Origin of the sequence: Micromonospora saelicesensis (genome assembly GCF_900091575.1) — a bacterium.
Classification (GTDB): domain Bacteria; phylum Actinomycetota; class Actinomycetes; order Mycobacteriales; family Micromonosporaceae; genus Micromonospora; species Micromonospora saelicesensis.
This window is the reverse complement of record NZ_FMCR01000002.1, coordinates 1,064,434-1,089,620: the sequence shown is the minus strand read 5'-3', so window position 1 is coordinate 1,089,620 and position 25,187 is coordinate 1,064,434. Positions and strand designations below refer to the sequence as shown.

The 25,187-nt window shown below is 69.8% G+C and carries 22 protein-coding genes; 9 read left to right on the top strand and 13 right to left on the bottom strand.

Features of this window, described 5'->3' with window-relative positions; translation table 11 throughout:
* The first annotated feature begins 843 nt into the window (after window positions 1-843).
* Both GA0070561_RS12745 and GA0070561_RS12740 read left to right on the top strand, forming a co-directional pair.
* Window positions 844-1,554 carry a ThuA domain-containing protein gene (locus GA0070561_RS12745; protein WP_091399926.1) on the top strand — a complete coding sequence of 237 codons (711 nt, stop codon included), beginning with the start codon at window positions 844-846 and terminating at the stop codon, window positions 1,552-1,554.
* The gene (locus GA0070561_RS12740) at window positions 1,524-2,639 is read left to right on the top strand and encodes a Gfo/Idh/MocA family protein (protein ID WP_091399924.1); all 1,116 of its coding nucleotides are present in this window, start codon (window positions 1,524-1,526) and stop codon (window positions 2,637-2,639) included. Before GA0070561_RS12745 ends, GA0070561_RS12740 begins: the two co-directional genes overlap by 31 nt.
* Window positions 2,640-2,667: 28 nt before the next feature.
* On the opposite strand, the gene GA0070561_RS12735 is transcribed toward GA0070561_RS12740, so the two are convergent.
* The 3 genes from GA0070561_RS12735 to GA0070561_RS12725 form a co-directional block, all read right to left on the bottom strand.
* Window positions 2,668-4,167, bottom strand: coding sequence for an FAD-dependent monooxygenase (locus GA0070561_RS12735; protein ID WP_091399922.1), 1,500 nt, complete (start codon window positions 4,165-4,167; stop codon window positions 2,668-2,670).
* 140 nt (window positions 4,168-4,307) lie between these two features.
* Window positions 4,308-4,928: a TetR/AcrR family transcriptional regulator gene (locus GA0070561_RS12730; protein WP_091399920.1), complete on the bottom strand. Its 621-nt coding sequence runs from the start codon at window positions 4,926-4,928 to the stop codon at window positions 4,308-4,310.
* A gap of 96 nt (window positions 4,929-5,024) precedes the next feature.
* Window positions 5,025-5,966 (bottom strand): phosphotransferase, encoded by a 942-nt coding sequence (locus tag GA0070561_RS12725; RefSeq protein ID WP_091399918.1) that lies wholly within the window; start codon window positions 5,964-5,966, stop codon window positions 5,025-5,027.
* A gap of 140 nt (window positions 5,967-6,106) precedes the next feature.
* Here GA0070561_RS12725 and GA0070561_RS12720 point away from each other — a divergent pair, with 140 nt between their 5' ends.
* Both GA0070561_RS12720 and GA0070561_RS12715 read left to right on the top strand, forming a co-directional pair.
* Entirely contained in the window at window positions 6,107-6,466 is a 360-nt protein-coding gene (locus GA0070561_RS12720; RefSeq protein WP_091399917.1) for a DNA polymerase ligase N-terminal domain-containing protein, read from the top strand.
* A 59-nt stretch (window positions 6,467-6,525) separates the two neighbouring features.
* On the top strand, window positions 6,526-7,260 hold the full coding sequence (locus GA0070561_RS12715; protein ID WP_091399915.1) for a VOC family protein: 735 nt from the start codon (window positions 6,526-6,528) through the stop codon (window positions 7,258-7,260).
* 33 nt (window positions 7,261-7,293) lie between these two features.
* Here GA0070561_RS12715 and GA0070561_RS12710 read toward each other — a convergent pair whose 3' ends face one another.
* Window positions 7,294-9,366, bottom strand: a complete 2,073-nt coding sequence (locus GA0070561_RS12710) for an amylo-alpha-1,6-glucosidase (RefSeq protein ID WP_091399914.1) — start codon at window positions 9,364-9,366, stop codon at window positions 7,294-7,296.
* A gap of 206 nt (window positions 9,367-9,572) precedes the next feature.
* Here GA0070561_RS12710 and GA0070561_RS34705 point away from each other — a divergent pair, with 206 nt between their 5' ends.
* Window positions 9,573-10,178, top strand: coding sequence for a TraR/DksA family transcriptional regulator (locus GA0070561_RS34705; protein WP_425255892.1), 606 nt, complete (start codon window positions 9,573-9,575; stop codon window positions 10,176-10,178).
* Between the two features lie 74 nt (window positions 10,179-10,252).
* Here GA0070561_RS34705 and GA0070561_RS12700 read toward each other — a convergent pair whose 3' ends face one another.
* From GA0070561_RS12700 to GA0070561_RS12690, 3 genes are all read right to left on the bottom strand, one after another.
* Window positions 10,253-10,918, bottom strand: a complete 666-nt coding sequence (locus GA0070561_RS12700) for a DUF2306 domain-containing protein (protein ID WP_091399910.1) — start codon at window positions 10,916-10,918, stop codon at window positions 10,253-10,255.
* 98 nt (window positions 10,919-11,016) lie between these two features.
* Window positions 11,017-11,679, bottom strand: coding sequence for a response regulator (locus GA0070561_RS12695; protein ID WP_091399909.1), 663 nt, complete (start codon window positions 11,677-11,679; stop codon window positions 11,017-11,019).
* On the bottom strand, window positions 11,676-12,815 hold the full coding sequence (locus tag GA0070561_RS12690) for a sensor histidine kinase (RefSeq protein WP_091399907.1): 1,140 nt from the start codon (window positions 12,813-12,815) through the stop codon (window positions 11,676-11,678). Before GA0070561_RS12690 ends, GA0070561_RS12695 begins: the two co-directional genes overlap by 4 nt.
* 159 nt (window positions 12,816-12,974) lie before the next feature.
* Here GA0070561_RS12690 and GA0070561_RS12685 point away from each other — a divergent pair, with 159 nt between their 5' ends.
* On the top strand, window positions 12,975-14,240 hold the full coding sequence (locus GA0070561_RS12685; RefSeq protein WP_091399905.1) for a prolyl oligopeptidase family serine peptidase: 1,266 nt from the start codon (window positions 12,975-12,977) through the stop codon (window positions 14,238-14,240).
* 70 nt (window positions 14,241-14,310) lie between these two features.
* Here the strand turns inward: GA0070561_RS12685 and xynC are convergent, their stop codons facing one another.
* The 4 genes from xynC to GA0070561_RS12665 all read right to left on the bottom strand — a co-directional run bounded on the left by xynC (window position 14,311) and on the right by GA0070561_RS12665 (window position 19,988).
* Window positions 14,311-15,978: a glucuronoarabinoxylan endo-1,4-beta-xylanase XynC gene (xynC, locus tag GA0070561_RS34700; RefSeq protein ID WP_482194119.1), complete on the bottom strand. Its 1,668-nt coding sequence runs from the start codon at window positions 15,976-15,978 to the stop codon at window positions 14,311-14,313.
* Between the two features lie 251 nt (window positions 15,979-16,229).
* On the bottom strand, window positions 16,230-16,754 hold the full coding sequence (locus tag GA0070561_RS12675; RefSeq protein ID WP_091399901.1) for a hypothetical protein: 525 nt from the start codon (window positions 16,752-16,754) through the stop codon (window positions 16,230-16,232).
* Between the two features lie 114 nt (window positions 16,755-16,868).
* On the bottom strand, window positions 16,869-18,515 hold the full coding sequence (locus tag GA0070561_RS12670; RefSeq protein ID WP_091399899.1) for an RICIN domain-containing protein: 1,647 nt from the start codon (window positions 18,513-18,515) through the stop codon (window positions 16,869-16,871).
* A gap of 63 nt (window positions 18,516-18,578) precedes the next feature.
* The gene (locus GA0070561_RS12665) at window positions 18,579-19,988 is read right to left on the bottom strand and encodes a family 43 glycosylhydrolase (RefSeq protein ID WP_244166173.1); all 1,410 of its coding nucleotides are present in this window, start codon (window positions 19,986-19,988) and stop codon (window positions 18,579-18,581) included.
* Window positions 19,989-20,351: 363 nt separating this feature from the next.
* On the opposite strand from GA0070561_RS12665, the gene GA0070561_RS12660 reads away from it, so the two are divergent.
* A complete protein-coding gene (locus GA0070561_RS12660) occupies window positions 20,352-20,786 on the top strand; it encodes a glutaredoxin domain-containing protein (protein WP_091399895.1) in 435 nt (144 codons plus the stop codon).
* A gap of 13 nt (window positions 20,787-20,799) precedes the next feature.
* Here GA0070561_RS12660 and GA0070561_RS12655 read toward each other — a convergent pair whose 3' ends face one another.
* Entirely contained in the window at window positions 20,800-21,987 is a 1,188-nt protein-coding gene (locus tag GA0070561_RS12655) for a metal-dependent hydrolase family protein (protein WP_091400244.1), read from the bottom strand.
* 386 nt (window positions 21,988-22,373) lie between these two features.
* On the opposite strand from GA0070561_RS12655, the gene GA0070561_RS12650 reads away from it, so the two are divergent.
* Entirely contained in the window at window positions 22,374-23,264 is an 891-nt protein-coding gene (locus GA0070561_RS12650; RefSeq protein WP_091399893.1) for a DUF1963 domain-containing protein, read from the top strand.
* Between the two features lie 105 nt (window positions 23,265-23,369).
* Window positions 23,370-24,323, top strand: coding sequence for a cyclase family protein (locus GA0070561_RS12645; RefSeq protein ID WP_244166172.1), 954 nt, complete (start codon window positions 23,370-23,372; stop codon window positions 24,321-24,323).
* Here GA0070561_RS12645 and GA0070561_RS12640 read toward each other — a convergent pair.
* Complete coding sequence (locus GA0070561_RS12640; RefSeq protein WP_091399889.1) at window positions 24,301-25,152, bottom strand: CPCC family cysteine-rich protein; 852 nt, start codon at window positions 25,150-25,152, stop codon at window positions 24,301-24,303. The two genes, GA0070561_RS12645 and GA0070561_RS12640, sit on opposite strands and share 23 nt — an antisense overlap.
* Window positions 25,153-25,187 lie beyond the last annotated feature (35 nt).

Here is a 25,187-nt window from a genome sequence, read left to right as displayed (position 1 = left end):
CTGGAGGTCTGCAAGACGATCGGCGGCGTCGCGATCGGCGAGCCGGCGAGACCGTTGGACGTCTGCGCAGCTCAGCCCGCGATTCGACGGTGCGCCGCAGGGGGGCCGCAGGGGGGCCGTACCGATCTGACGGGGAGTGCGTCGCCCACTTCGGCCGGGCTGGCTTGCAATCTGTCATGGTGTGCTCACGGTGCGTGCCGAGGTGATGGCCGGCTGGCGGCAGGACTGGTCCGGCTCGAGCGGGGGAGCAATCAGCTGGGCCTGGCGTTGCGCTACCGTCAAGGCGCGCACCTCGGCGTCGATCAGTCCGCGTCCGCCGGCCGTCGACGGCCCGCAGGGCCCCACCAAATCCAAGGAGAACCCGATGCCGGAGCCTGAACCCGCCCAAGACGACCCCGCGGTGGCTGCCGACACCTCAACGCCGGCCGAGACCGAGACCGAGACCGAGCAGCCTGCCGTTCCCGCGAATCGGGCTGCCCGACGCGCGAAGGGCAAGGTCGCCTCACCTCAACCGCATGGAAAGGGTCAGCACCTCGGCGGCCGGGGCTCGGTCCAGAGCCCTCGCCAGTATGGTAACCGCCGTAGCGGTTGATCAGCAGATCCCGCTGCGACGCTCGCGATCTCGACCCGGCCGGCCCGGAACCTCTGCGCCGTTTCAGCACCTGCGTTCTTGCTGCGGCGTGAGCCGACCGTGCACAGTGGAATCCGGAAGCCGGCGTACGTCGGCTTTGTCGGGGCAACCACGGGTACGGTTTCGGTGCTCGACACGTACCGGCATCGGCGGCACGTCGTCGGGGCGGGAGCGGCCAGCCCGGTGGCGACGGACCGTGGGAGGGAGCGACGGTGGCGCAGCGGAGAGCATTGGTGGTTCGGGGCGGTTGGGAGGGACACCAGCCGGTCAAGGCGACGGAGTTGTTCCTCCCCTTCCTCGAACGTAGCGGCTACGCCGTACGGGTCGAGGAGTCGACGGAGATCTACGCCGACGCCGCCGAGATGGCCGAGACCGACCTCGTCGTGCAGTGCATGACCATGTCGCAGATCACCGCGGACCAGGTGGCGGGCCTCAGCGCGGCGGTCATCGCCGGCACGGGCTTCACCGGCTGGCACGGCGGCATCGTGGACTCGTTCCGTGCGTCATCGGAATACCTGCACCTGGTGGGCGGCCAGTTCGCGACCCATCCGGGCTTGGAGCCGTGTGAGCGTCACGGTGGCCCGGAGGACAACTTCCTGCCGCACACGGTGCGCGTCACCGACCTCGGCCGGGAGCACCCGATCACTGCGGGCATCGAGGACTTCGACCTGGTCACCGAACAGTACTGGGTGCTGCACGATGACCTGATCGACGTGCTGGCCGTGACCACCCACCCGACGCAGGCGTGGCATCCGTGGCATCGACCGGTCACCTCACCGGCGATCTGGACCCGGCAGTGGGGTGCCGGGCGCATCGTCGTGACGACCCCGGGGCACAGCCTCGACGTGCTGGAGCACGCGGACGTCCGTACCGTGATCGAGAGGGGGATGGTGTGGGCGACCCGCACCGCGTCGGCGTCGTAGGTCTCGGGGTCATCTCCCGCGCGTACCTGGACACACTCGCGGACCACCCTGAGGTCAACATCGTCGCGGTGGCCGACCTCGACGCCTCCCGGTCGGCCGAGGTCGCGGCCACCATTCCCGGAGCCGAGGCGATGAGCGTCGAGCGCCTGCTCGGCCGCCCGGACGTGCAGACGGTGCTCAACCTCACCATCCCCGCGGCGCATGCCGACATCTCGCTGGCCACGATCGACGCCGGCAAGAACGTGTACGTGGAAAAGCCGCTCGCCGTGACGTTTTCGGACGGCCGCTCGATCATCGATCGGGCCGCGTCGGCCGGCGTCCGCGTCGGGTGCGCACCGGACACCGTCCTGGGTACGGGTACGCAGACAGCGCGGGCGGCGATCGACGGCGGGCTCATCGGCCGCCCGATATCCGCGTCGGCCGTCATGGTCACTCCGGGACACGAACGCTGGCATCCCAACCCCGACTTCTACTACGCCCCAGGCGGCGGCCCGATGCTGGACATGGGGCCGTACTACATCTCGGCGCTCATCCACCTGCTCGGGCCGGTCCGGGCGGTGACCGGAGCCGCCAGCCGCCTACGCGCCGAGCGCGTCATCGGCTCGGGCCCCCGCACCGGCCAGCGGATCCCGGTGGGTGTGGACACCCACCTCACCGGCGTACTCGAGCACGCCAACGGCGCGCTCTCCACCATCACGACCAGCTTCGACGGCGTCAGGACGACGGCCGCGCCGATCGAGGTGCACGGGGAGACCGGCACGCTCGCCGTACCCGATCCGAACTACTTCGACGGTGAGGTCCGCCTCTTCCCGCTCGGCGGCACCGAATGGCGCGCTCTCGAACCGCAGGCTGGTTACGCCAAGGCTTCCCGGGGCATCGGTCTGATCGATCTTGTCAGGGCCGACGATCAGCGTCCCCCGCGCGCTGACGGCGACGTCGCACTGCACGTACTCGAAACCATGACCAGCCTGCTCCGGTCGGCGGCGGCAGGCCAGCGGATCGAGCTGACGACGGTGGCGGAGCGGCCCGTGCCGGTTCCGCTCACTCCGCTCGAGGACTGGAAGGCGTACGCCAAGACACGCTGAAGAGGGCCAGCCCGGAATGGGTTCGTGGTCATCGCGGACGGCCGAAGTGATGGGTGAGCGAGGCGCGCAGCGTGGCGGCGTCCCCGGCGGACCAGGCGATGAAGCAGTCGGGGCGTACGAGCAACGCGGCCGCTGTCGTGCCCTCCAGTGAGCCGGTGACCACGTCGACCCGGTCTCGCCATGGTGCGGCGATCCCGGCGTAGGCACCGGTGGAGTCCAGCAGCAGCGGCCGGGCGGTGCGGGTCAGCTCGGCGAGGCGTGTCGCGCCGTGGTCGGTGTGCACGACCAGGTCGGGCGCGCAGCGGCCGGCCAGAGGGTCGGCCGGATCGGCGGGGTAGCGGATGTCCGCACCGGACATCAGCGCCGCGATGTGCCCGGTCACCTCCGGCTTGCGCAGCAGTTCGGCGAAGAGTTCCCGCAATCCGCTGATCTCGTCGCCAGGGCCGATGAGCGCCGACTGCGCCTGGGTGGACATGACGACCCGTTCGGCGACGGGGCGACGCTCACTTTCGTAGGTGTCGAGCAGGCCCTTCGGTGCCCAGCCGCGCACCGTGGCGGCGAGCTTCCAACCCAGGTTGACCGCGTCCTGTAGGCCCAGATTGAGGCCGGGGCCGCCCATCGCGGGGTGCACGTGCGCGGCGTCGCCAACCAGCAGCACCCGGTCGGCGCGGTAGCGGGCGGCGATGCGGGTGTTGCGGCCGGTCAAGCGCCGCAGCAGGCCGGGGCCGTCAGGCGCGCCAAGGGGGATGTCGGCACCGAGCACCCGGGCGACGCTGGCGCGGAGTTCCGCCAGGCTCATCGGGGTCTCGTCGTTCGCTGGCGGGTCGGCCCACTCCGTCGTGCTCAGGATCGCCGGGCGGCCGGGAAACGGGGCCCAGGCGATCAGGCCACGCGCTGTGCGGGTGTGCTGGAAAGGCGGGACGACACCGTAGCCAGGGACGCGCAGGCCCCCCGTCTCAGGGTCGAGGGACGACGCAGGCACGGTCACCGTGGCGGTGCGGGAGATCGACCGGTCGTTGGTGACACCGGGGAAGTCGATACCGGCGAGGCGGCGCACCACGCTGCGGCCGCCGTCGGCGCCAACGACGAAACGACTGGTGAGCTGCGTACCGTCGGCGAGGTGGACCTCGACCGCGTCGGGGCGTTGGCGGAGGTCGACGACCTCGTGGCCGCGGCGCAGGTCGACTCCGAGCTCGGCGGCTCGGACGGCGAGACCGGCCTCGAGCTGAGCCTGCGGCACTCCGAGCACGTAGTGCGGGTTCTCCGCGAGCATCGTGAGATCCAACGGGAACGCGCCGAAGGTGAAGGCCGGTTGAGGGGTCGGCGGGGTGCTCTCACCGCTGAGCCGCGCGTAGAGGCCGCGCCGGTCGAGCAGGCGGACGACCTGTCCCACGAGGCCGTTGGCGCGAGGCTCGCCGGTGGGCGCGGCGTGGCGTTCGAGGACGACGGGGTGCACGCCGGCGAGGGCCAGCTCGCAGGCGAGCATGAGGCCGTTGGGGCCGGCTCCGACGATGACGACATCGATCATGATCGTGATCCCTTCGGGGTGCGCGTCATCGCCACGGCAGGCGCGGCACGTGGCCGGCCCGCCGCGGGAGTGGGACGCGGCTGGAGACGTGGGTGAGGTGGTGACGTGGGTGGGGTGGTGCCCTGCGAGGGGGCGGAGCTTCAGCGGGGTGGGGCCGGGAGGCCGGCGGCGACCTGGGTGAAGGCGTCGGTGATGAGGCGTTCGATCGGGGCGGGTGGGTCGGCGCTGTCGAGATAGTGCTGCATGGCGACGACGACGGCGGCGCTGGCGGCGGCCGCGACGAGCCTCGGGTACATGTCGGTGGCGAGGTCGGTGCCGGTGCGCTCGGCGACCGCGGCGGCAAGCTCGGCCTCGGCGAGGGCGGTGGCGCGCAGCCGCTCGCCCTGTAGCGCGGGCTCGGCGAGCATGGTGCGTACGCCGGCAACCCACCGGGCGTGGTCGGGGGAGGGCATCGCCTCGACCTCGGGGCCGCGCGTGAACTGATCCAGCGCGGCCTGGGTGAGCGCCACCCAGAGCGGCTCGTCGGCGGGACGTTCGCGCAGCGCGGCGGCGGTGCGCAGGCTGCGGTCGAGGTGGCGGGAGGCGATCGCCTCGGCCTTGCTGGAGAAGTAGTTGTTGAAGGTACGCGGGGAGACGCCGGCAGCCTCGGCGATGTCCTCGACGCGGACGTTGTCGTAGCCACGCTCCGCGGTGAGGTGGATCGCAGCCCAACCGAGCGCCGCCCGCGTCTCGGCCTTCTTGCGCTCCCGCAGTCCCGTCATGCCACCACGCTAGCACTAATTGCGTGACACGCAAATATGCGTGCCACGCAAAATCTTTCCCCCGCAGCGTGTGGCAGCCCATCCCGCCCCGACACGTCACACACTGTCCGGTACGCCGTTTCCAACCCACCGCCGGACCTGATCGGCGGCTTGGTCGGCCACGGCATGCCCCAGAGGGCGAGTCAGCAGGTCACTCAACGCGAACATGTCAAGGATTCGCCCCACATAGGTCCAGTTCTGCACCAGGGGCAGGTCTGCGGGCTGCTGCTCGGCGAAGCCCGCCTGGAAGCCGTCCAAGAATCCGGCGGGGTAGTCAGCGCCGAACCGGGCCATGTTCGCAGCGTCGCCATACGGGCAACCGGAATAACTGAACTCCCAGTCGAGCAGCGCATCCACTCGCCAACCGCCGCCCACACGGGAGACCAGGATGTTCTTCGGGTTGATGTCGGCATGTACGAGCCGAGTCTGACCGTCGATGCCTTCCAGCGCCGTCGCGTGGGCCGCGCACAACATCACCCAGGCACGACGCGTCTCGCCGTCGAGCCGGCCGTCGGGAACCGCAGCCATACACACCTCGGCGACCTCGACCAACTGCTGCGACCAGGGACGCTCCTCCTTGACGGTGAGCTCCCCGTCCACGAAGAAACCTCGTCGGTCGAACGTCGCACCAGCGACTCGCGCGACGGCCCGTCCGACCTCGGCCCCCAGCTCACCCGCCTCCAACCGCCCAAGATCGCCCCTAGCGAGCACACCACTCAGCAAGACGCCGTCCACATACTCGATGACCATCGCGGGGCGCACTCGCCCGTCTCCGGCGGGCATGACCAACAAGACGTCCGGGACCGGCGCATACCGGCGGGCGACGTCCATGACCCCCGCCTCAACCGTCGGGTCGGTTCCTCCGAACCGGGCAACGACCCGACGGTCAGCAAGCGTGAGAAGGCAGGTCTCGTGAGAGAAACCGCCCGCCAACACCGATGTCGTCACGACCCTGCTACCCAGAGCCGCCGCGATCCCCTCAACTTCCTCGATCCGCATCGACCCAGTCAATCAAGACACCACGACACCACGACACCCTCGGCGCTCATCCATCTGCTCAGCACTGGCAGGCGTGCCAGGCTTCCGTGAGGTGGTCGGGTTGACAGGCGGAAGGGCCGGCCGGCACCGAGAATAGGAAGGTGGCACCCGCCTTCGTCCTGCACCACCACCGTAAACCGCGACCGCACTTCGACCTGCGGCTCGAAGAGGACGGCGTGCTGCGCTCGTGGGCGGTGCCCCGCGGTCTGCCGGACAGTCCCAGCGACAACCGGCTCGCGATCGCCGTGCCCGACCACGACCTCGATCACCTCACCTACGAGGACGTCGACAAGTCGATCGCCGACATCGGCACCTGGGAGGAGCACGATCGCACCGACCGGCGGATGCTGTTCACACTGCACGGCCGCGCCGGCCGCCGGCGATACGCGCTCATCCGCACCGGCGAGGGTTGGCTGCTGCACCTGACAAAAGAGCAGCCTCCGGACGACACCCGGCGGTAACGCGGGTGGACGGCGATGACGGTCAGCGAGACGCGGGCACAAGCCCTAGCATCGCCGGCATGGCGACACGGCTTGTGCAGATCAACATGAAGGCTCGGGACGACTCCGCGTTGGGCGGGTTCTGGGCGCAGGCGCTCGGTTGGGAGGTCTCCAGCGAGGGACCCGGCGTGACCAACCTCGAACCCGAGGGCTTCGTCTACCCCGACCCCGTCGCTGTCTGCATCGACCTCGTCGTCTCCCAGGAGGCCAAGACGGTGAAGAACCGGGTGCACGTGGACCTCGCCACCACCTCGGCGGCCCACCAGGCGCAGGTGGTCGCACGCCTGAAGGATCTCGGCGCAACACCTGCCGACGTGGGCCAGGGCGACGTGCCGTGGACGGTCATGGCCGACCCGGAGGGCAACGAGTTCTGTGTGCTGGACCCCCGACCGCTCTACCGGGACACCGGACCGATCGCCGCCGTGGTGGTCGACTGCGCGGACCCGCGCGCGATGGCCCGGTTCTGGAGCGAGGCCACGGACTGGACAATGCACGAGGTGACCGACCAGATTGCGCGACTGCGCTCCGCGAAAGGCGTCGGCCCCTATCTGGAGTTCGTCCGTACACCTGACGTGAAGAGCGGATGGAACCGCGTCCACCTCGACGTCCGCCCGTACCCCGGTGACGACCCGGAGGCCGAGGCGGCCCGGCTGCGGAGTCTCGGCGCGACCCCCATCGACCTGGGCCAGGACGTCCCGTGGAGGGTGCTCGCCGACCCGGAGGGCAACGAGTTCTGCCTCCTCACCCCGAGCTGACCGTCTGTCGGGCGCCGTGGACGGTGACCCCGGTCAGCCGGATGGTCCCCAGCGCCTCGGGAACGTGGGGATCGGTGGCGAGGATCCCGTCGTTCGCATCGAGCCCGAGCATGGTCCGCAGGAACAGCAGGGGAGCGCCGCTGGCCCAGGCCTGGGGATTGCAGGCGGTGGGGTACGGCACGGGTCGTCGGCCGAGCGAACGGTCGTACCCGGAGATGGCCTCGGGCAGGCGGTGCCCGAAGTGGGCGGCGGCCTCCAGCATCGCCATCGCGATGCGGTTCGCGGCGTCGCGGTGACCGTACCGGGCGAGCCCGGCGGCGATGATCGAGTTGTCGTGTGGCCAAACGTCCCGAGGTGGTAGCCGATGGGGTTGTAACCCACGTCCTCGGTGGAGAGGGTCCGGACACCCCAGCCGGAGAACATCTGGTCGGACATCAACTGCCGGGCCACCGCGGCGGCACGGTCCGGCGGGACGATGCCACTCCACAGCAGGTGGCCCATGTTCGAGGTCATCGAGTCGATGGGGCGCTTGTCGGCGTCGAGGCCGATCGCGTAGTAGCCGCCGCGGGCAGGCAGCCAGTAGTCGCGGTTGAAGCGTTCGCGCAGCTCGGTGGCCTCGGTACGCAGCCGTCGCGCCAATGCGCGGTCGGCCCACGGGCCGTCGGCGAGTTGTGCGCCGCGCAGCTTCGCGTCATAGGTGTAGCCCTGGATCTCACAGGTCGCGACCGGCAGGGTGGGAAGGCTGCTGTCGGCGAACTGGACCCCGTCCGGTGAGTCGCGCCAGCAGTGGTTGCGCATACCTTCGGGGGAGCGGGTGGCGTACTCGACGTAGCCGTCGCCGTCGCGGTCTCCGAAGTTGTCGATCCACCGCAGAGCGGCGTCGGCGTTCGGCCGCAACCGCTGGACCAGCGCGTCGTCGCCCGTCCACCGCCAGTACTCGGAGAGCAGGATGAGCCACAGCTGGGTGGTGTCGGCCGCGCCGAAGCACGGGCCGTAAGGCATGATGCCGAGCTGCGTCAGCTCACCGGAACGGAACTCGTGGAGTATCTTTCCCGGTTCCTCGTCGCTGAAGTCGTCGACGGCGCTGCCCTGGTGCGCGGCGAGAGTGACCAGCGCGCCCCGGGCGACGTCAGGTCCGCAGCTGACGCTCTGGTAGGCGGTGATCAGAGTGTCCCGCCCGAAGACCGCCAGGAACCAGGGCATGCCGGCCGCCAGCAGAACGACCTGCTCACCCCGAATCTCCTTGGCGATCCGCATCGACACCAGATCGCTGGCCGACTTGTGGTACACGTCGCGCAACAGGTCTGATTCAGCGCTCAGGTGTGGCTTGTTGGCCCTCCACCGCCAGGCTGCGTCGTCGGCGCCCGGTTCCTGCTCTTCGCCGAAGGTGCGGCTGGCCGGCTGGTAGTCAGTGCCCCCGCAGTTCAGCAGCACCCGCAGCTCACAACCCCAGGTCTGACCTCGCCCCAGGTGCACGTCCCAGACCAGTGCGTCGCCCTCGACCCGATCGGCACGCGGCTCGGCCTCCACTGTGGTGACGGCCGACCAGTGCGAATTCTGGTAGGAGAAACGCAGCGCCGAGCCGTCCGACCGGTGGGTCCGCCGGATGTCGGCCAGCCTGCTCCGTCCCGTTCCCTTGATCTCGAACAGATCAGCGAAGTCCGCGCCGACATCCAACCGCAGACGCACGGAGATCGGCTCGGCACCAAAATATTGCACAGTGATCCGCTCGCACATGCCGTCGCCGACGAATCGTTCCCGTCGCACGCCGACCCGGTTCGCCGCCAGGCCCTCGACCTCTGGATTCGCGAGAAAGAAGGCCGCCGAGTACGGATCGACGGGGTTCGCGCTGAGGACGAGCGGAGCCTTCCCGTCGAGGGTCAACTCCCAACGGCTGAGGTAGCGGGTGTCGTCGTGCACCAGACCAGCGATGGAGTCGGCCGGCACGTCCCCGGCCGGGTTGGACAACATGAAGGTCCGGCCTTCGAATATGCCGACAGCGTCCGAACCCAACTCCGGCGGCATGTCGCGGTTGGCGCCACCGTGAGCCTTGTCGGGTTGTTGCGTCGTCGACGGGGACCCGGACGGTGTCGACTGAGAAAGCATGGCATTCTCTCCCCCCGGTAGGCAGGGTAAAAACCCCGCCACGCACCGCAGTCTAGGACTCGAAAAGATGACCTCGCTGCGATATCGAAGGGCGCCCACCGGGTTCGGGCAACGGCCCTATTGCGGCCAAAAGTGGCAGTTCGTGGCTGGAACGAGGCCCCGCCGCGAACGTTGGCATTAGGGCAACGCCGCTCTATGGTGGGGGCATGCCGCCGGTGACCTTCCGTTCGCCCGCCGCCACCGAGGTGGCGGTGGGCGGTGCTGTGCGCGTGCCGACGGCGACCCGTCCCAAGGCCGACATGCGGGTGCCGGTTGTCCGCGCGCCGCACACCGCGCCGACGCGCACAGCGTCGAGCCCGATGCGAACCGGCCGAGGCCCACCTGCGGAGTCGTTGCATACCCAGAACGACCGCCAGGGCGAAGCTATCCAGCTTCGGCCCTTTTTGTTTTCCCCACCCGTTCCCCTTGAAAGGCAGATCATGAGCGTCGATCATCGTCCTACTCTCGACCAGAGTTGGCTGGCTGACCTACGAGCGTCCCTGGCGGACGACTTCGCCACCCAGACGGCTCGGCTGCGGGAACTGACCGAGCTCAACGCGGACACCGGCGACCCCGGCGAGGCCCACAACCAGGCCGCGCTGCTGCTGGCCACCCGCCAGAACATCGAGCAGATCACCGGTGCGCTGAACCGGATCAGCGACGGCACCTACGGTGCCTGCCAGAGGTGCGGCCGGAGCATCCCGGCCGAGCGGCTCGAGATTCTCCCGCACGCTCGCTTCTGCGTGCCGTGCCAGGAGAAGCAGAGCAGGTGACGCCCGGGTGTGGCTGCCGTACCGCCGGCCACGGCAGCCACACCGTCAGGTACGTGAGGGGCCAGCGGGCCCCCTCAGCCTTTCTGCCGCTCGGGCTCAGCTCGGCGGAGGGCCGCCGCGGTGACGACCGGAGCGGGACGCCGCAGGTACCACTCGGCCACCGCAAGGTTGATCAGCCAGCCGGCGGCCACCAGGCCGGCCCGGATGTTGCCGTCGGGCTGTTCACCGGTCGCGATGAGGTACGGCGCGTGGGTGAACGCCTGGGTGCCGGCGCCGAGGCCGATCGCGTAACCGCGCGCCATCCACCGGCGGTGCTGGGCGATGTCCCGGCGTAGCACGGCGGCGAGACCGAGCAGGATCGCGCCGGCCATGGCCGAGCCGAAGACGAGTCGCATGCCGGCGAGCACGTCGTTGTCATGGGCCGGCAGGTCGTACGCGACGGCCATCCACAGGCCGGTGAAGGCGACCGTCAGTCCGCAGGGGACGAGCGCGCGGCCGGCACGGCGGTGCCAAGAGTGACGGCGCAGACGGGGCACGAACTGGAACGCGCCGAGGATCGTGTAGACCACCGCGCCGACGATGTGCAGCACCACCGGCAGCGGATCGGCGACGAAGCGGGCGTTGGCCGGGGTGATCTCCGGTCCGCTGCCCAGCTCGGTGAGGCGTCCCGCGCCGGCGAGCATCGGTATCAGGCCCAGCAGGATCAACGCGGCCGGTAGCCGCCACTCGCGCATCGTCATGCCACCGATGGTGGTCGCCGCACCCGCCCCCGCTCATCGGCACAAGGGCCGCGATCGGGTCGGCCCATGGTCGGACGCCGTCGTCGTACTTCCGCCGGTCACCAGTGCCGTCGGCGGCGGTTGGTCTCGTACGCCCACATCGCCAACTCGACCCTGTTACGCACTCCCAGCTTGGTCATCAGGCTGGTGACGTGCGACTTGACAGTGCTCAAGGTGATGTAGAGCTCGTCGGCGATCTCCTGGTTGGTGCGTCCCCGCGCGACGGCGACCAGGACCTGCTCCTCCCGGTCGGTGAGCGCCTCGATGGGCTGCGTGCGCGGTGCGGCCGGATCCGTGTCGGCGAACGCCTTCAGCAGCCGCGTGGTGACGCTCGGCGCGATCAGCGCGTCCCCGTTGGCGGCGGCGTGCACGGCCTGGCTGAGCAGGTCAGGGCCAGCCTCCTTGAGCAGGAAGCCGCGGGCGCCGGCCCGCAGCGCCGCGTACACGTACTCGTCGAGGTCGAAGGTCGTGATGACGACCACCGCGAGCGGCTCCGCGACGGTTGGCCCGGCGAGCGCCCGGGTGGCCTCGATGCCGTCCATGCCCGGCATCCGAATGTCGAACAGACACACGTCGGGGCGGAGTCGCCGGGCGAGTTCGACCGCCTGGCGGCCGTCGCCGGCACCACCGACGACCTCGATGCCGGGCTGCGTGTTCAGGATGATGGTGAGGCCGGTACGGACGATCTCCTGGTCGTCCGCCACGAGCACGCGAACCGTCACGCGCCGACCCCCTCGCGCGGAAGAACGGCTGTGACGGTCCATCCGCGGTCGGGATCGGGGCCGGCCTCGCAGGTGCCGCCGAGCAGGTCGGCGCGCTCCTTCATTCCGACCAGGCCGAAACCGGGCGGGCCGGTCGGACGGGCGGCGCCGGCCTCGCCATCGTCGCTGACACGCAGGCGCACGGACGTGTCGTCGGCCGCGACGCTGACCTCGATGCGGGTGGCGTGGCGGGCGTGGCGACGGGCGTTGGTGACCGACTCCTGGGCGAGGCGGTAGAGCGCGGAGCCGACAGTGGGCGGAAGGTCGCCGAGGTCGCCGCGCAGCTCCACGTCCACGGCGGGCCCGGTGCGGAACTGGCCGGCGAGCCGCCCGATGTCGGCGACCTGCGGGTTGGGCGCCAGGTCGGCGGGCTCGTTGCGGCGCAGGACGCGGACCATCGCGCGCATCTCGGCCAGCGCACGGGACGCCTCGGCCTCGATGGTGTGCAGCGCCTCGACGGCGGCACCCGGCTGGGTCGCCGACGCGGCGATGCCGGCCTGGGCGCGGATCGCCATCGCCGACACGTGGTGGGCCACCGTGTCGTGCAGGTCGCGGGCGAGGCGTTCACGCTCCAACAGCTTCACCCGATCGAGCTCGCGCAGCCGGGAGGCGGCGCGGAAGCGGATGGCGACACCCAGCGTGGCGGCGGCGAACATCACCGCGAAGCCGGCGACCAGTTCACCGCCGTCGACCGAGCCGACCAGGCCGGCGGCGGTCACCTTGGCCACCACGAAGAATGAACCGAGCACTGCTTCGCGGCCGGAGCCCCAGCGGAACAGCGCGTAGACCAGGAGGACCAGGAAGCTCGCCGTGAACAGCTGGCAGGGATCGCCGGGCAGCACGAACGGGGCGACCGTCGTGCAGCCGAACGCGATCACCACCATCGCGAGCGGCGCCGTACGCCGCCACAGGAGCGTGGGCAGCAGCGCGAGCGCGACGGCGATGCAGCCCACCCGCCAGGGCAGATCGGGTCGGAAGGTTCCTTCCACCACGATCGCCAGCGCGAGGGCGGCGATCACCGCCCAGTCGCGCCACGTCCGCGACGGGGCGGAGGAGACACGCGGCTCGGTCAACACCGCGTGCAGGCGAGGGTGCATGGGACTCATCGTACGAACGGTGGTGCGACTCCAGATCGTCCCAAAGTACGACCGGTGGCTACCGGGTGGCCGTGCCGGCACCGGTTGCCAGCGGATCTCCGCGGCGTTACGTTGAGGTGCCATCGATGAGCTTCTACATCGCAAGGTACGGGGGCCCGCATGTCCACGTCTGTCACTCGCCGCACCGTCCTGGCCGGTGGGGCCGGTGCCGCCATCGGCCTGGCCCTGCCCGGCGTCGCCGCCCACGCCGGTGGACACCATCCCACCAACGTGAGCTTCACCCTCGACGCGAGAACGCTCGACGGCGGTGAGCAGGTCACCTCGGTCACCCTCGACACCCGCCGGCTCGGGCCGATCGACCCGGCCGGGCTGACCCCCGGCACGTTCACCGTGCACGCCAAGGCCACCAGCCCGATCCCGATCGCTCCCGGCGATCAGATCTTCAGCGAGTACGACCTGGACCGCACGGTGACCACGGCCCGGCTCGACCGCCACGGCAACATCGTGCTGGAGTTGAGCCACGCCGAGGGCCAACCCGGTGGTGGGACCCTCGGCTACATCCTGAGCAGGGGCCGCAACGTCCGGCTGGACCTCGTCTACACCATCACCCAGAACACCCCGATCGTCCGGCGGCACGGCTCGCCGGTCACCATCAGCCGCTTCGTGCAGGCAGGGCTGTCGAACCCCGAGGTGGACGCCTTCAGCTACCACGTCTCGGGCTCGGGTATGAAGTACCGGCTGTACTCGCCCGACCACTCGCCCCGGCACGACCGACGGCCGTTGATCGTCTGGCTGCACGGTGGCGGCGAGGGTGCCTCGCTGCCGGACGGCTACTACGACAACGAGACCACGCTGCGCGCCAACCGGGGAGCGCTCGGCTTCGCCACCCCGCAGGCCCAGCGGATCTTCTCCGGCGCGTACGTCGTCGCTCCGCAGAGCACCTCCTACTGGATGGAGGACGGCCCCCGGTTCGCTCCGCTGATCCGCGAGATCGTTCAGGACCTCGTACGCCGCAAGCGTGTCGACCCGGACCGGATCTACGTGGTCGGTTGCAGCAACGGAGGCTACATGTCCCTGGAGATGACCTCGACCTACCCCGACCTGTTCGCCGCCTCGGTGCCGATCTGCGGTGTCGTTGAGCCGCTCAGCGGGGAGGGCCCGCCGCTGATCACCGACGCGGAGTTGGCGAGCATTCGGACCCCGACCTGGCTGGTCACCTCGCGCGACGACGACACCGTGCCACCCGAGACCAACACGATCCACGCCCACGACCTCATCCCGGGATCACTGATCAGCCTGTACGACCACGTCGTCTGGAACGGCTACCAGTTCCCCGGTCACTGGTCCTGGATCTACGTGGCCCGCAACGACCCGAGCCTCAACGGCACCCACATCTGGCAGTGGATGGCCCGCCGCCGTCGGTGATCTGCCGGCCGGCGAGGCGGAGGTTCGGCTCCGGGTCGGCCCTGCGAGGTCGACCCGGAGCCGTGGACGTTCAGCTGACCCGGGTCAGGCGCCAGTTGTTCCTGGTGCTGCCGTTGTCGGCGTACTGGACGGCCTGGGCGCCCCAGGTGCTGGACCCGTTGAGGATGGCGAGCACCTTGCCGCTGTTGGCGTTACGGATCCGGTAGGAGCCGTCACTGTTGGCCACCAGAGTCCAGCGATGGTCTGCGGTGCCGTTGTCGCTCCACTGCATGACGCGGGCGTTGTCGGCGGTCGACATGTTCTCGACGCCGAGGACCTTGCCGCTGTTGACGTTGCGGAACCGGAACGCGTTGCCGTCGGTGACCCGGACCCAGTTGTGGTCGGCGGTGCCGCTGTCACCCCACACCACGGCCAGACCGCCATCGGCGGTGGACATGTTCTGTACGCCGAGAACCAGGCCGGTGTCGACGTTGACCAACTTGTAGGTGTCCCCGGGGCTGGTGGCGCTCACGCTGGTCACGAAGGTCATCACGCTTCGGGCGGGAAGCGTGACGGTGAGCGAGCCGTTCGACATGCTGAGCGCGCCCTGGGGCGCGACGGTCCTGCTCCCGTCGGTCAGCCAGTTCGAGACACTGCCGGACGCGGTGGCGTTGGACAGCGTGAACTGCTGGCTCACCGACGAGGTGTTCTTGTTGATCGCGACGATGACGACGGTGTCGCCACCCCGGTACGCCGAGACGTAGACGTTCGACGCGGGGTTCGCCGTCGCGTCGATCCGTACGTACCCGGGGCGGACGAACCTGGCGAAGTGCGCCATCATGGCACCGCGCTTGCTGATCTGGCCGTCCTCCCGCATGGGACCGTAACTGCGCCGGAGATACCACCAGACGTACGCCTGGAACTCCGCGTCCACCATGGCGCGGTGGACGTGTTCCCCCACGTCGAGCGCCTCGGGCCAGGCGTCACCCGAATTGGTGTTGCTGTTGGGGTAGTAGACCTCGGTCATCCAGAGTTCCTTGCCCGCGCCCTTCTGCTTGAAGAGGGGGTAGGGGAAGTTCGCGTACGACGTGCCGTAGAGGTGTGCACCGATGATGTCCACGTTGGCGAGCGCCGCGGAGTCGTTGAGGATCGGGTCCGAGACGGACTTCACGTACTGGAAGGACTCCGGCGCGATGACCCTGGTGCTGATCGAGCCGGCGTTCTCCCGCAGGAACCGGAGCATCTCCGCGGACGTCCACCACGTCCACTCGGCCGCGTAGTCCGGCTCGTTCTGCACCGATATGCCGTACAGGTTCACCCCGTTGTTGCGCATGTGGGTGGTGAAGTCGTTCAGGTGCGTGGCGTAGGCGCCGTACGAGCTGTATCGGAGCCGCCTCGCGTTGGTCTGGTTGCCGCGGGTGAAGGTCTCGATCATGCTGGCCGGCGGGTTCCACGGCGAGGCGAACACGGTGGCCCCGAGCGCGACAGCGCGCTGCGCCGTCGCCAGGTCACGGCTCCAGTCCGCCTGGTTCTCGTTGACGGGGATCCTCAGCAGGGAGAACCCCAGCCGACCCTCGCCGGTGCCGAACGCCGTGTCCCGCTGGGCGGCTGTCAGGTCGCCGATCCAGGCCGCGTGGGCCATGGCACCGAAACCGCGGATCGTCTGCCGCGTTGCCGAGGGGTTGATGCTCGCCGGTGCGGCAACGGCTTCGGTGGCCCCCACGACCGTCGCGACCGCTGCGACCGGTACGGCCCCCATCGTCGTCAGGACGGTGCGCCGGGTCAGCAGTTTCCGTTCGCCGGTCACCTGCTCATTCTGATCTTGCGTCATGTCTTGTCCTCCTGGTGGTGGTGGTACGCGCCCTCTCGGTCCCGTCGGCCCGGTCGGCACCGGTCTGCTGCGCTGTCACGGGGTTGACCGTGCTCCCGACGATCTCTCCGGCTCTGATTGATCGTCATAACTGTTAACGCTAACAGACTTGTTTCGCCTCTGGCATCGGCTGGCGTGGATCACTGCTTGCGGCGTAGCTCCCGCAACACGCCGTGCCTGCGTACCGCCCAGGCGAGGCGCCGGACGCTCGGGTGCCGCACGAACAGCACCGCCGCCCGGCGGATCAGACCGAACCGGTCGTCGCTCAGCTGATTCTCGATCGCCTGCCAGATCAGCTCGCGCACCTTGGCGCTGGCCAGCACCGCCCGCACCTCACGCCGCACCACAGGATCTTCGGCCGCCGACGCGATGGCGGCAGCCTGATTCGGCCGGTCCGCCAGCGGCTCCACCGCGGCCGCGACGAGCGGTTTGCGCACCTCGTCGCGCTCCAGCAGCAGCAACACCGCTTCCCGAATCTCGACCGTGTCCAGGGCGGACCGCAGCAGGCTCAGCAGGCTGCGCTCCACCTCGTGGTCATGGTCCGGAACGGACAGCGTCGCCAGCAGCCCCGCAATCTCCTCGAGATCGACGACCTGTCGCACCCCGGAACGGAACTCCGGCAGCTCCCACGCGACCTGTAGAGCCTTGACGAGGTTGCGGTTCATGGGCCAACCGCTACCCGGAAGCGCCAGCCGACGAAACCCGCGACCGGTCCGGGCGACGCACCACGATCCGACTGAGAGCGGCCGCCCAGGTTCGGCGCGGCCGCTCTCACCGGGTCAACACCAGGTCAGGGTCGAGTTGACTCGGGTGACGTTGCTGATCGTGTTGTTCGCCCCACCGCAGGGGCTCTGGGTGATGTTGGTGCCGCTGACGGTCAGATTCTGGAACCGGATGCCAGAGGAGATCGGGAACTCGCTCCGGGCCGCGATCCGCACCTCGCCGCCGCCCGTCACCGTCCCGGACACCCCGGCGATGGTGACGTTGGAGCAGTTCTCCACCAGGATCGCGTTGTTGCCCGTGTTCGAGATCGTCACCCGGTCGATGACCGCGCCGCCCGACTCGGACACGCAGAAGATCCCCCGGCCACCGCCGGACGCGAGCACGGTTCCGACCCGGATGTTGGTCGGGTACGAGTTGCCCACGCGGCCGTTGCGGTTGGCCATCCGGAACGCCGCGTACCCGGTTCCGGCCCCGGCACCCTGCGCGTCGACGGTGCCCACCGTGGCGTTGATCGTGTCATTGAGCAGCAGGCCGGAGTCCCGGGTGTTCCGGGCCGTGACCGTGCCGATCGTCAGACCGTCCACGCCGTACGTCTCCACCCCGTGGGTGCCGGTCCCCGACACGTACACGTTGTCGATGCGGACGTTGCGCACCTTGACCGCTCGATCTCCACCATGGTTGTCGATGCGTACGCCCAAGCCGGCGGAGAGCCGCATGTCGATCTGCCCGAGAGTCAGGTTGTTCACGTTGCGCATGAAGATCCCGTACAACGGCGAGCCGGTCAGCGTGAGGTTCTGCACCTCGACGTCCGTGGTTCCCCGCGAGTACACCGGCGCCTGGTCACCCGAGCCCGACCCGGTCACGTTGATCGTGCCGCACACGGCCAGTGTCGTGTACGACGGCAGCGACAACCGCGAGCCCGCGCTCATCGAGCCGGAGCCGCGAACCACCACCCGCTGCTTCGACGTGCGACCCGCAGAGAGCGAGTTGACCGCCGCCTGCATCGCCGACAGCATGTCCGCGCCCGAGTAGACCGTCGACGAGCCATTGCGGGCCGTCCAGGTGCTCCCGCTCAGTACGGCCTCGGCGTTGCTCGACCCGCTGCCACAACTGGTGCCTCCGCCGCCTACCGCTACCAACTGCCACTGCTGGTTCGGGCCGTTGAGGTCGGCGTACTGACTGATCCGGCCCCCGTCGGCCGTGGACCGCTCCCAGACCTCCAGTGCCTTGGCCGAGTGGCGGTTGATCAGCCGGACGTAGCCGCCGTCGGAGTCGAGGACCTGGAACTGCTGGTTGGTGCCGTTGGCATCGGACCACTGGCGGTACTCGGCGCCGTCGGCGGTGTTCCACTCCCACAGGTCGACGACCTTGCCGCTGTGCCGGGCCTTGAGGCGGTAGTAGCCGCTGCCGGAGGAGACGAACTGGAACTGCTGCCACGCGCCGTCGTTACGGGACCACTGCTGGATCACCGCGCCGTCTGCCGTCGAGGTGTCCCGGACGTCGAGGACCTTGCCGCTGTTGCGGTTGACCAGGACGTAGTAGGCGTTAGTGTCGATGCTCGCCGCCGCTGCCGGCGGCGCGCCGACCAGAGCGGCACCGGCCGCGCCGACCAGCGCGGTGATCATGGCGAACACCAGGCCCGTACGCCGGCCGCGACGGATCGTCCCGGCGCCGGACGGTCTTCTGGTGATGGTGAAGGGCATCGCTCCTCCTGGCTGGAATGGGCTCCGGGGCGGACCTGGACGGGTATCGACGACCGCGGGCACCTACTCGAGGTGGAAGGTGGCCGAGGCGCGCTCGGCGCTCGAACTGACCGCCTCGATGTAGAGCAGTCCGTCGCGGTGGCGCACGTGGCGGCCCGGGAAGTTCTGCGACTCCAGCGAGATCCCGGCGCTGTCGGCGAGGCCGGCCTGACGACGGAAGCTCGCGTCGCCGCCGAACAGCGCCGAGCCGTCGTTCTTCTCCACGTACAGGGCGTAGCCCCGGTGGCGTAGGTAGTAACCGGGGAAGTTGGTCGACTCCAGCGACACCGATCCGCCGCCGGCGAGGCCGGTGACGATGCGGAACTGGGAGTCGGCCAGGTTGGTCACGTTCGGCTCGATCCGGGCCCGGTAGTCGTAGTGCCGGATGAAGCTGCTGGCCTGGTCATGGGACCGCAGCCGCACCGGTGTGGCCCCGTCGGGCACCGGGATGCCGAAGTTCGGGGTGCCGTCGGCGTTCCAGTACACCTTCTGTAGCCGGGTGCGTCGGTTCGGGTCGTTGAGCGGATCGCCGGTGATGTCGCGGTAGTTCCGGTCGTGGTAGACGAGGATGTCGCTCTGCCCGTCCTCGGAGACGGTGAACGAGTTGTGGCCGGGGCCGTACTGGCCGGTGGCCGCGTTGCTGGCGAACACCGGGTTGGGGCTCTTGCTCCAGGAGGCGGCGTCGAGCAGGTTCGCGCTGGCGGAGGCGCTCAGCATCCCGAGGCAGTAGTTGGCGTCCGTGGCGCTGGCCGAGTAGGTCAGGAAGATCCGGCCGTTTCGTTGGATCACCGCCGGTCCCTCGGCAACCCGGTAACCGCGGGTCTCCCAGTCGTACGTCGGCACGACGAGTCGGGTCACGGTGCCGGTGATCTGCCACGGGTTGGCACCCATCCGGGCGAGGTAGACGTTGGAGTTGTTTCCGATCGACGGCTCCTGCTGTGCCCAGGTCAGATAGCGCACCCCGTTGGCGACGAAGGTCGAGGCGTCCAGGCTGAAGGTGTCCCAGGGTGTGGTGATCCGGCCGCGTTCGGTCCACGAACCGGTCAGCGGATTCGCGTTGGCGTTCTCCAACACGTACATCCGGATCCGCCACACGTCGTCGGTCCGGCCCGCGGCGAAGTAGACGTACCACCGGTTGTTGATGAAGTGGATCTCCGGCGCCCAGATGTGGGCGCCCATCTCTCCGCTGGTGTGGCGGCTCCAGATCGTCGTCTCCGCAGCCGTTGCCAACCCTTGCAGGGTGGTCGCCCGGCGCAGCACGATCCGGTCGTACTGCGGCACGGTCGCGGTCAGGTAGTAGTAGCCGTCGGTGTGCCGGAAGATGTGCGGGTCGGCCCGCTGGTTCACCAACGGGTTGGTGTAGTTGACGGCCGGCGCGGCGTGCGCCGGCGCGGCCACGGGCAGGCCGGCCGACACGGCCAGTACCACCAGCACCGCGGCCAGAGTCGACCGTAGACGCCGAGAGACACCGTGGCCGGCAGGCCCCCGGCGGACGGCCCGACGGGTGTTCGGGTCGGTTCGAGGGAATGGCAGCGGCATGTGTCCTCCGCGGGATTGGGACGGTCATTGACCAGCACCTGTAGCACCGCGGCGATGCCGTGGCCGGTCCGGTCGACGCCACGCGGCGACGTCGGGCAGGGCCGGGGGAGAGGCGCGAAGGGCTGGGAATGTGACGGTGGCGTTGCTACCAGGTGGCGGAGTTCATGTTGGCGTTAACATCGATACATGTCAAGGCGTGATGGCCGCCGACCTGGCCGCAACAGTGGCCATCGCGTACCGGGAGGTAGGGTCCTCGGCGTGCTGCGACGGTGGGTTCTGGCGATCCTGATGGCGACGTGCGGCGTGCTGGTGGCTGCGGCACAACTGGCCGACGGTCTGCCCGTCGTCGGCGGCGTCGAGTTGTTGGTCTTCCTGGCGTTGGCGCTGCTGCTGTCGCCGTGGGCCTTTCCCCGCTCGGTGGGCGCCGCCGAGGCCCAACGGGCCAGCGCGGTCGACGGCCGGCCGATCGTGTACTGGCGTCCCGGCTGTCACTACTGCCTGCGGCTCCGGTTCTCCCTCGGCCGGCTCGCCCGGCGGGCGCACTGGGTGGACATCTGGCGCGACCCGGCCGCGGCCGCCGCCGTCCGGGCGGTGGCCGGCGGCAACGAGACAGTGCCCACCGTCGTGCTCGGCGATCAGGCTGTCGTGAACCCCGACCGGGCCTGGGTCCGCGAGCAGCTCCGCTCGTCCTGAATCCGCGACACCCTTATCTCACGAGGTCACCGGCGAGGTACACCGCGAGCGGGCGGCGCAGCACAGTGATGTCGCTCGTCGGGTCGCCGTCCACGATCAACAGGTCGGCCTCGAACCCGGGGCGGACCCGGCCCTTGCGTTGCCCCAGGCCACACACCTCGGCGCCGACCGAGGTGGCCGCGGCGAGGGCGACGGTGGCGGGAATGCCGCAGGCCACGTACTCGACGAGCGTCTCGGGCAGGATCCCGTGCGGCTTCGCGGGGCCGAGGCCCGCGTCCGAACCGGCCACCAGGCGGACCCCGGCCCGGTGCAGGGTGGCAACGCCGTCGCGCAGCGCGGCCTCGCTGAGCCCGGCCCGCGCCGCCATCTCCACCACCTCCGGTGGCGTGACCACGGCCGGGTCGGTGCCGAGCGTGGCACAGACCGCCACCCCGGACGCGGCCAGTCGGTCCGCGAGCTCAGCGGGAACACGGGCGCCGGCCGCGGTGACGCAGGTGCAGTGCTCGATGCCGTCCACACCGACGCGCAGCGCCTGCTCGACCGCGCTGAGCGCGTGCGCGTGCGCGGTCACCGGCAGGCCCAGATCGTGGGCCCGCGTCAGTGCGCCGGTCAGCTCCTCGTCGGTGAACTGCGGCTTCGTGGTGTCGGTGCCCGGCGTGAACACCCCGCCGCTGGCCATGACCTTCACCAGATCGGCACCGGCCGCCGCCCGCAGACGTACGGCCTCGCGGACGCCGTCGACACCGCTCGCCTCACCCCCCAACGACCAGCAGTGCCCGCCGACGCTGGTCAGCGGTGCGCCCGCCCCCACCACCGTCGGAAGGTCGTCCCGCACCCGCCGACCCCGCCAACGCAGCACCGCGTCACGCCGGTCGCCCAGGTCCCGGACCGTCGTGACGCCGGCCGCCAGGTGCGTACGTAGCGACGCCTCGACGACCGCGTCGAGGTCCGACTCCAGACGATCGGCGAGCCGGCCGAGCGCGTCGGGCCCGGCGTCGGCGCACAGGTGCACGTGCGCGTCGACCAGACCGGGCAGCAGCGTGCCGTTCGGCTCGTGGCGCACCGGCCAGCCGTCCGGCGCCTCGGCGCTACCCCGCTGCACCTCGGCGATGCGCCCCTCGTCGAGCAGGACCAGCACCCCACCGTCCACGAGCCGTTCGCCGTCGAACATCCGGGCCACCCGGACAGCATGCTTCGTCATCGTCACCCCAACCCGCCCCGCTCGGACACTGCCGTCACCACCGACGCCCGCGATGCGCCTGTCCGCTGGCGGCCACCGGTGATGGCCTGACCATCGCACCGCCAAGGGCGCACGGCCTCCCTCACCGGAGCGATATGCATCCCCCTGCCGGGTCGGCACCTGTTGGGACAGCCGGGGCATCACCCGCCGCAGTGGCGTTTTCGCCAACATCTGTGGGGGATACGACGCCGCCCGACTTCTCGCACTGGACGGGCGACGACAGGAGGACGCTCCAACACCCTGAGCTGCGCGTCGGGCCGGCCGGGCAACGGCGGTGATGCCGGCAGGGCGAGCCATCCGGCCGCCCGGCGTTCTCGCGTCGTACCTCGATGGCATCATGCGGGGCCATGGATCATCAAGGGCAGCTCCGCCGTGCCGCGCTCGCGTTGGGCATTCCGGACGACGAGATCAACAGGTTCACCGACCACCTGCGTCTGTCGGTCCGGTTGGGCGGGGGTTCCGGCGGTGCCCCGGTCGGGCAGTGCGGTGGGTTGCCCCGACTGCCGGTGGGCGCCGACTGGCCGACCGCCGGAGCCAGTCCGTTGCCGTTCATCTTCTCCGTCGACTGTGCGGCGCTGCCGAGAGTCGAGGGCTTCGGCCTGCCGGTGGACGGCTCGCTGCTCTTCTTCCTGGCCCATGAGGAGGACCACCTGGCCGGTGGCACCGGAGACCGGAGGTACGCGCGGGTCGTGTACGTACCGGGGGACACCGATACCGAGGTGGCGGAAGAACCCAGCATCCCGAACTTCGTCGGCGAGCAGTACGACCTCCACGCCAGGCTCGGCGTGGAGCTGCCCCCTTGGATCGCGAAGAAGGACGACGACGAGGACGACGAGGACGAGGACGACCTGTCGCCGTTCCGGCAACAGTTGGCCCGTGACCTGGAGCGCGATCTGCCTCATCTGGATGAGCTCCGTGCGCTGGCCGATGACCTCTGGCCGCCCGATGAAGGGCTTGCCAGCGCCGATATCGGCGGATACGCCGACGACGAGGTGATCAGGAGTATCGCGGAGCAGACCCTGGCCGGGCGGGAGAAGGCCGGCGAGATCGTCGTCCCGGTGACGCAGTGGTATACCCACCTGGAGAAGGAGGAGCACCGGCTGACGAACGAGTGGGTGTCGCTCGCCCGTTTTTCCCTCGCCGACGAGTTCTACTACGGCAGCTTCGTCATCCGCCACGACGACCTCGCCGCCGGTCGACTGGACGAGGCGCTCTCCGTGACCGAGTTCAGTGAGTAGAACACCAGCGCGGCCGCGCTGCCGGCGGTCCTCCGCCGATCAAGCGGCGGGCTACCCTGACCTGCGGTGCGTCGAAACCGCATGACACGAGGAGTCGATGCTGACATGACGGCAGGGCGACCGATGCCGACGCAGGACGAGGTGCTCGGGTACTTCGACACGCTGTCCAACTGGGGGCGGTGGGGCGACGACGACGAGCGCGGCACGCTGAACCACATCACCGACGACGTCCGGTTGGCGGCAGCGCGGGCCGTGCGGCACGGCAGGAGCGTGTCCTGCGCGTGGGAGGTCTCCGCACCGGCAGACATGGAGCGGTCGACGACGACGTGCCCGTGCACCGCCGACATGCCGGGCGCGGAGAACATGCCGCCCGCCTTCCACGCCGACCGGCGCTGGGGCTTCTCGTCCGAGCGGCTCGGCATCTCGTTTCACGGCAACACCCTCACCCACCTCGACTCGCCGTGCCACATCTACTGGGACGGCACGATGTACAACGGGCGGTCGCACTCGTTGGTCGATGCCGCGACGGGCTCGGCGTGGGCGGCCGTCACGGCGGCCGCGAACGGGATCGTCACGCGTGGTGTCCTGCTCGACGTCGCGGCGGCCCGGGGTGTGCCGTGGCTGGAGCCGGGGCAGGGCGTGTTTCCCCACGATCTCGAGGAGGCCGAGCGTCGCCAGGATGTGCGGGTGCGACCCGGCGATGCGGTACTCCTGCGGACCGGCTACGGGCGCTTCCGGCACGAGAACGGTGCGGCCAGCGGCTTCACGCAGGCCGGCTGGCACGCGTCCTGCCTGCCCTGGCTGCACGAACGGGGGGTGGCGCTGATCGGCGCCGACACCCCCCAGGACGTTCAGCCGTCCGGGTACGACGACGTGTTGATGCCGGTCCACGCCGTGAGCCTGGTCGCGATGGGTCTGTGGATGCTCGACAACTGCGACCTGGAGGCCTGCGCGACGACGGCTACCGAACTCGGCCAGTGGGACTTTCAGCTGGCGGTCGCACCCGTTCGCTTCTCCGGCACGTCCGGCAGCCCGGTCAACCCGATCGCCACGTTCTGAACTCGGGTGCTGCGTCTGTCGACGCATCGACGTTGTCGGACCATCGTGTGAAGATCGAAGCGGTGATGTAGTAGCCGCCTTGGCTGTTCCTGGTCGCCACGTGGAGATCCACCGAGGTCGGCGTGACCTGCAGCAGGTGGGCGTCCCAGTCCTGGTAGCGAAGGTCCCGCAGCCACACTTCTTCAAGCTCCGCTGCGACCTGCTGTGGCGTTGCGGCTTGTTCGGCGAGGCAGTGGGCGGTCAGTTGACGGGCAGGGTCAGCGCTGCTGGACACTGTCACCTGCCGGATCGATCGGCAGCGCCAGAGGTAGTGGTCGAAGTCGACCTCCATGCCGGAGAGGTTGTCAGGATCGGCAGGCGGCGTCGCGTCGGCGACAGCAAGCACGGCAGCGACGAACTCGGTGACCCGACTGTCGGCGTCGTCGCCGTAGGTGAGGGCACTGGGTGTGACGTCCTCCCACCAGGCTCTCGAGGTGCGGCGCCGCCACCAGTTCAGGATCGTCCGATCGTCGGGCCAGGGGGCGAGGCTTCCGCCGCGTGGCTCGAACCGGTCGCGGCGATCATCGATGCGCCGCCAGAGGGGATCCTGCTCGAAATCGGCTACGTCGGCGCGGGTCTGCGTGCGGCTGGAATCAGCGCTGGACGAGGGCGGAATGAAGCTTCGCTGGGCATCGAACAACGAGCGATCGTTTGCGCCGACCGCCTGATACGGCCAGCGGAGTTGGTAGACGTCGTCCTCCCACCCGCACACGGGGCAGATCTCATGAGATCCCGGTGGTTCCGACAGGGTGCGATATCCGCAGCACACACAGGGGTAGGCGGGCTCCATGCCGCCAAGCGTGCACTGGGAATCTCGTCGAGTCT

Coding starts and splice junctions, on each gene's coding strand:
- GA0070561_RS12690 (WP_091399907.1), bottom strand. CDS start 12,815: ATGCACCCTCGCCTGCACGCGGTGTTGACCGAGCCGCGTGTCTCCTCC.
- GA0070561_RS12640 (WP_091399889.1), bottom strand. CDS start 25,152: ATGGAGCCCGCCTACCCCTGTGTGTGCTGCGGATATCGCACCCTGTCG.
- GA0070561_RS12725 (WP_091399918.1), bottom strand. CDS start 5,966: ATGCGGATCGAGGAAGTTGAGGGGATCGCGGCGGCTCTGGGTAGCAGG.
- GA0070561_RS12710 (WP_091399914.1), bottom strand. CDS start 9,366: ATGCTTTCTCAGTCGACACCGTCCGGGTCCCCGTCGACGACGCAACAA.
- GA0070561_RS12730 (WP_091399920.1), bottom strand. CDS start 4,928: ATGACGGGACTGCGGGAGCGCAAGAAGGCCGAGACGCGGGCGGCGCTC.
- GA0070561_RS12645 (WP_244166172.1), top strand. CDS start 23,370: ATGACGGCAGGGCGACCGATGCCGACGCAGGACGAGGTGCTCGGGTAC.
- GA0070561_RS12700 (WP_091399910.1), bottom strand. CDS start 10,918: ATGACGATGCGCGAGTGGCGGCTACCGGCCGCGTTGATCCTGCTGGGC.
- GA0070561_RS12675 (WP_091399901.1), bottom strand. CDS start 16,754: ATGAACCGCAACCTCGTCAAGGCTCTACAGGTCGCGTGGGAGCTGCCG.
- xynC (WP_482194119.1), bottom strand. CDS start 15,978: ATGGGGGCCGTACCGGTCGCAGCGGTCGCGACGGTCGTGGGGGCCACC.
- GA0070561_RS12655 (WP_091400244.1), bottom strand. CDS start 21,987: ATGACGAAGCATGCTGTCCGGGTGGCCCGGATGTTCGACGGCGAACGG.
- GA0070561_RS12735 (WP_091399922.1), bottom strand. CDS start 4,167: ATGATCGATGTCGTCATCGTCGGAGCCGGCCCCAACGGCCTCATGCTC.
- GA0070561_RS34705 (WP_425255892.1), top strand. CDS start 9,573: ATGCCGCCGGTGACCTTCCGTTCGCCCGCCGCCACCGAGGTGGCGGTG.
- GA0070561_RS12650 (WP_091399893.1), top strand. CDS start 22,374: ATGGATCATCAAGGGCAGCTCCGCCGTGCCGCGCTCGCGTTGGGCATT.
- GA0070561_RS12715 (WP_091399915.1), top strand. CDS start 6,526: ATGGCGACACGGCTTGTGCAGATCAACATGAAGGCTCGGGACGACTCC.
- GA0070561_RS12685 (WP_091399905.1), top strand. CDS start 12,975: ATGTCCACGTCTGTCACTCGCCGCACCGTCCTGGCCGGTGGGGCCGGT.
- GA0070561_RS12670 (WP_091399899.1), bottom strand. CDS start 18,515: ATGCCCTTCACCATCACCAGAAGACCGTCCGGCGCCGGGACGATCCGT.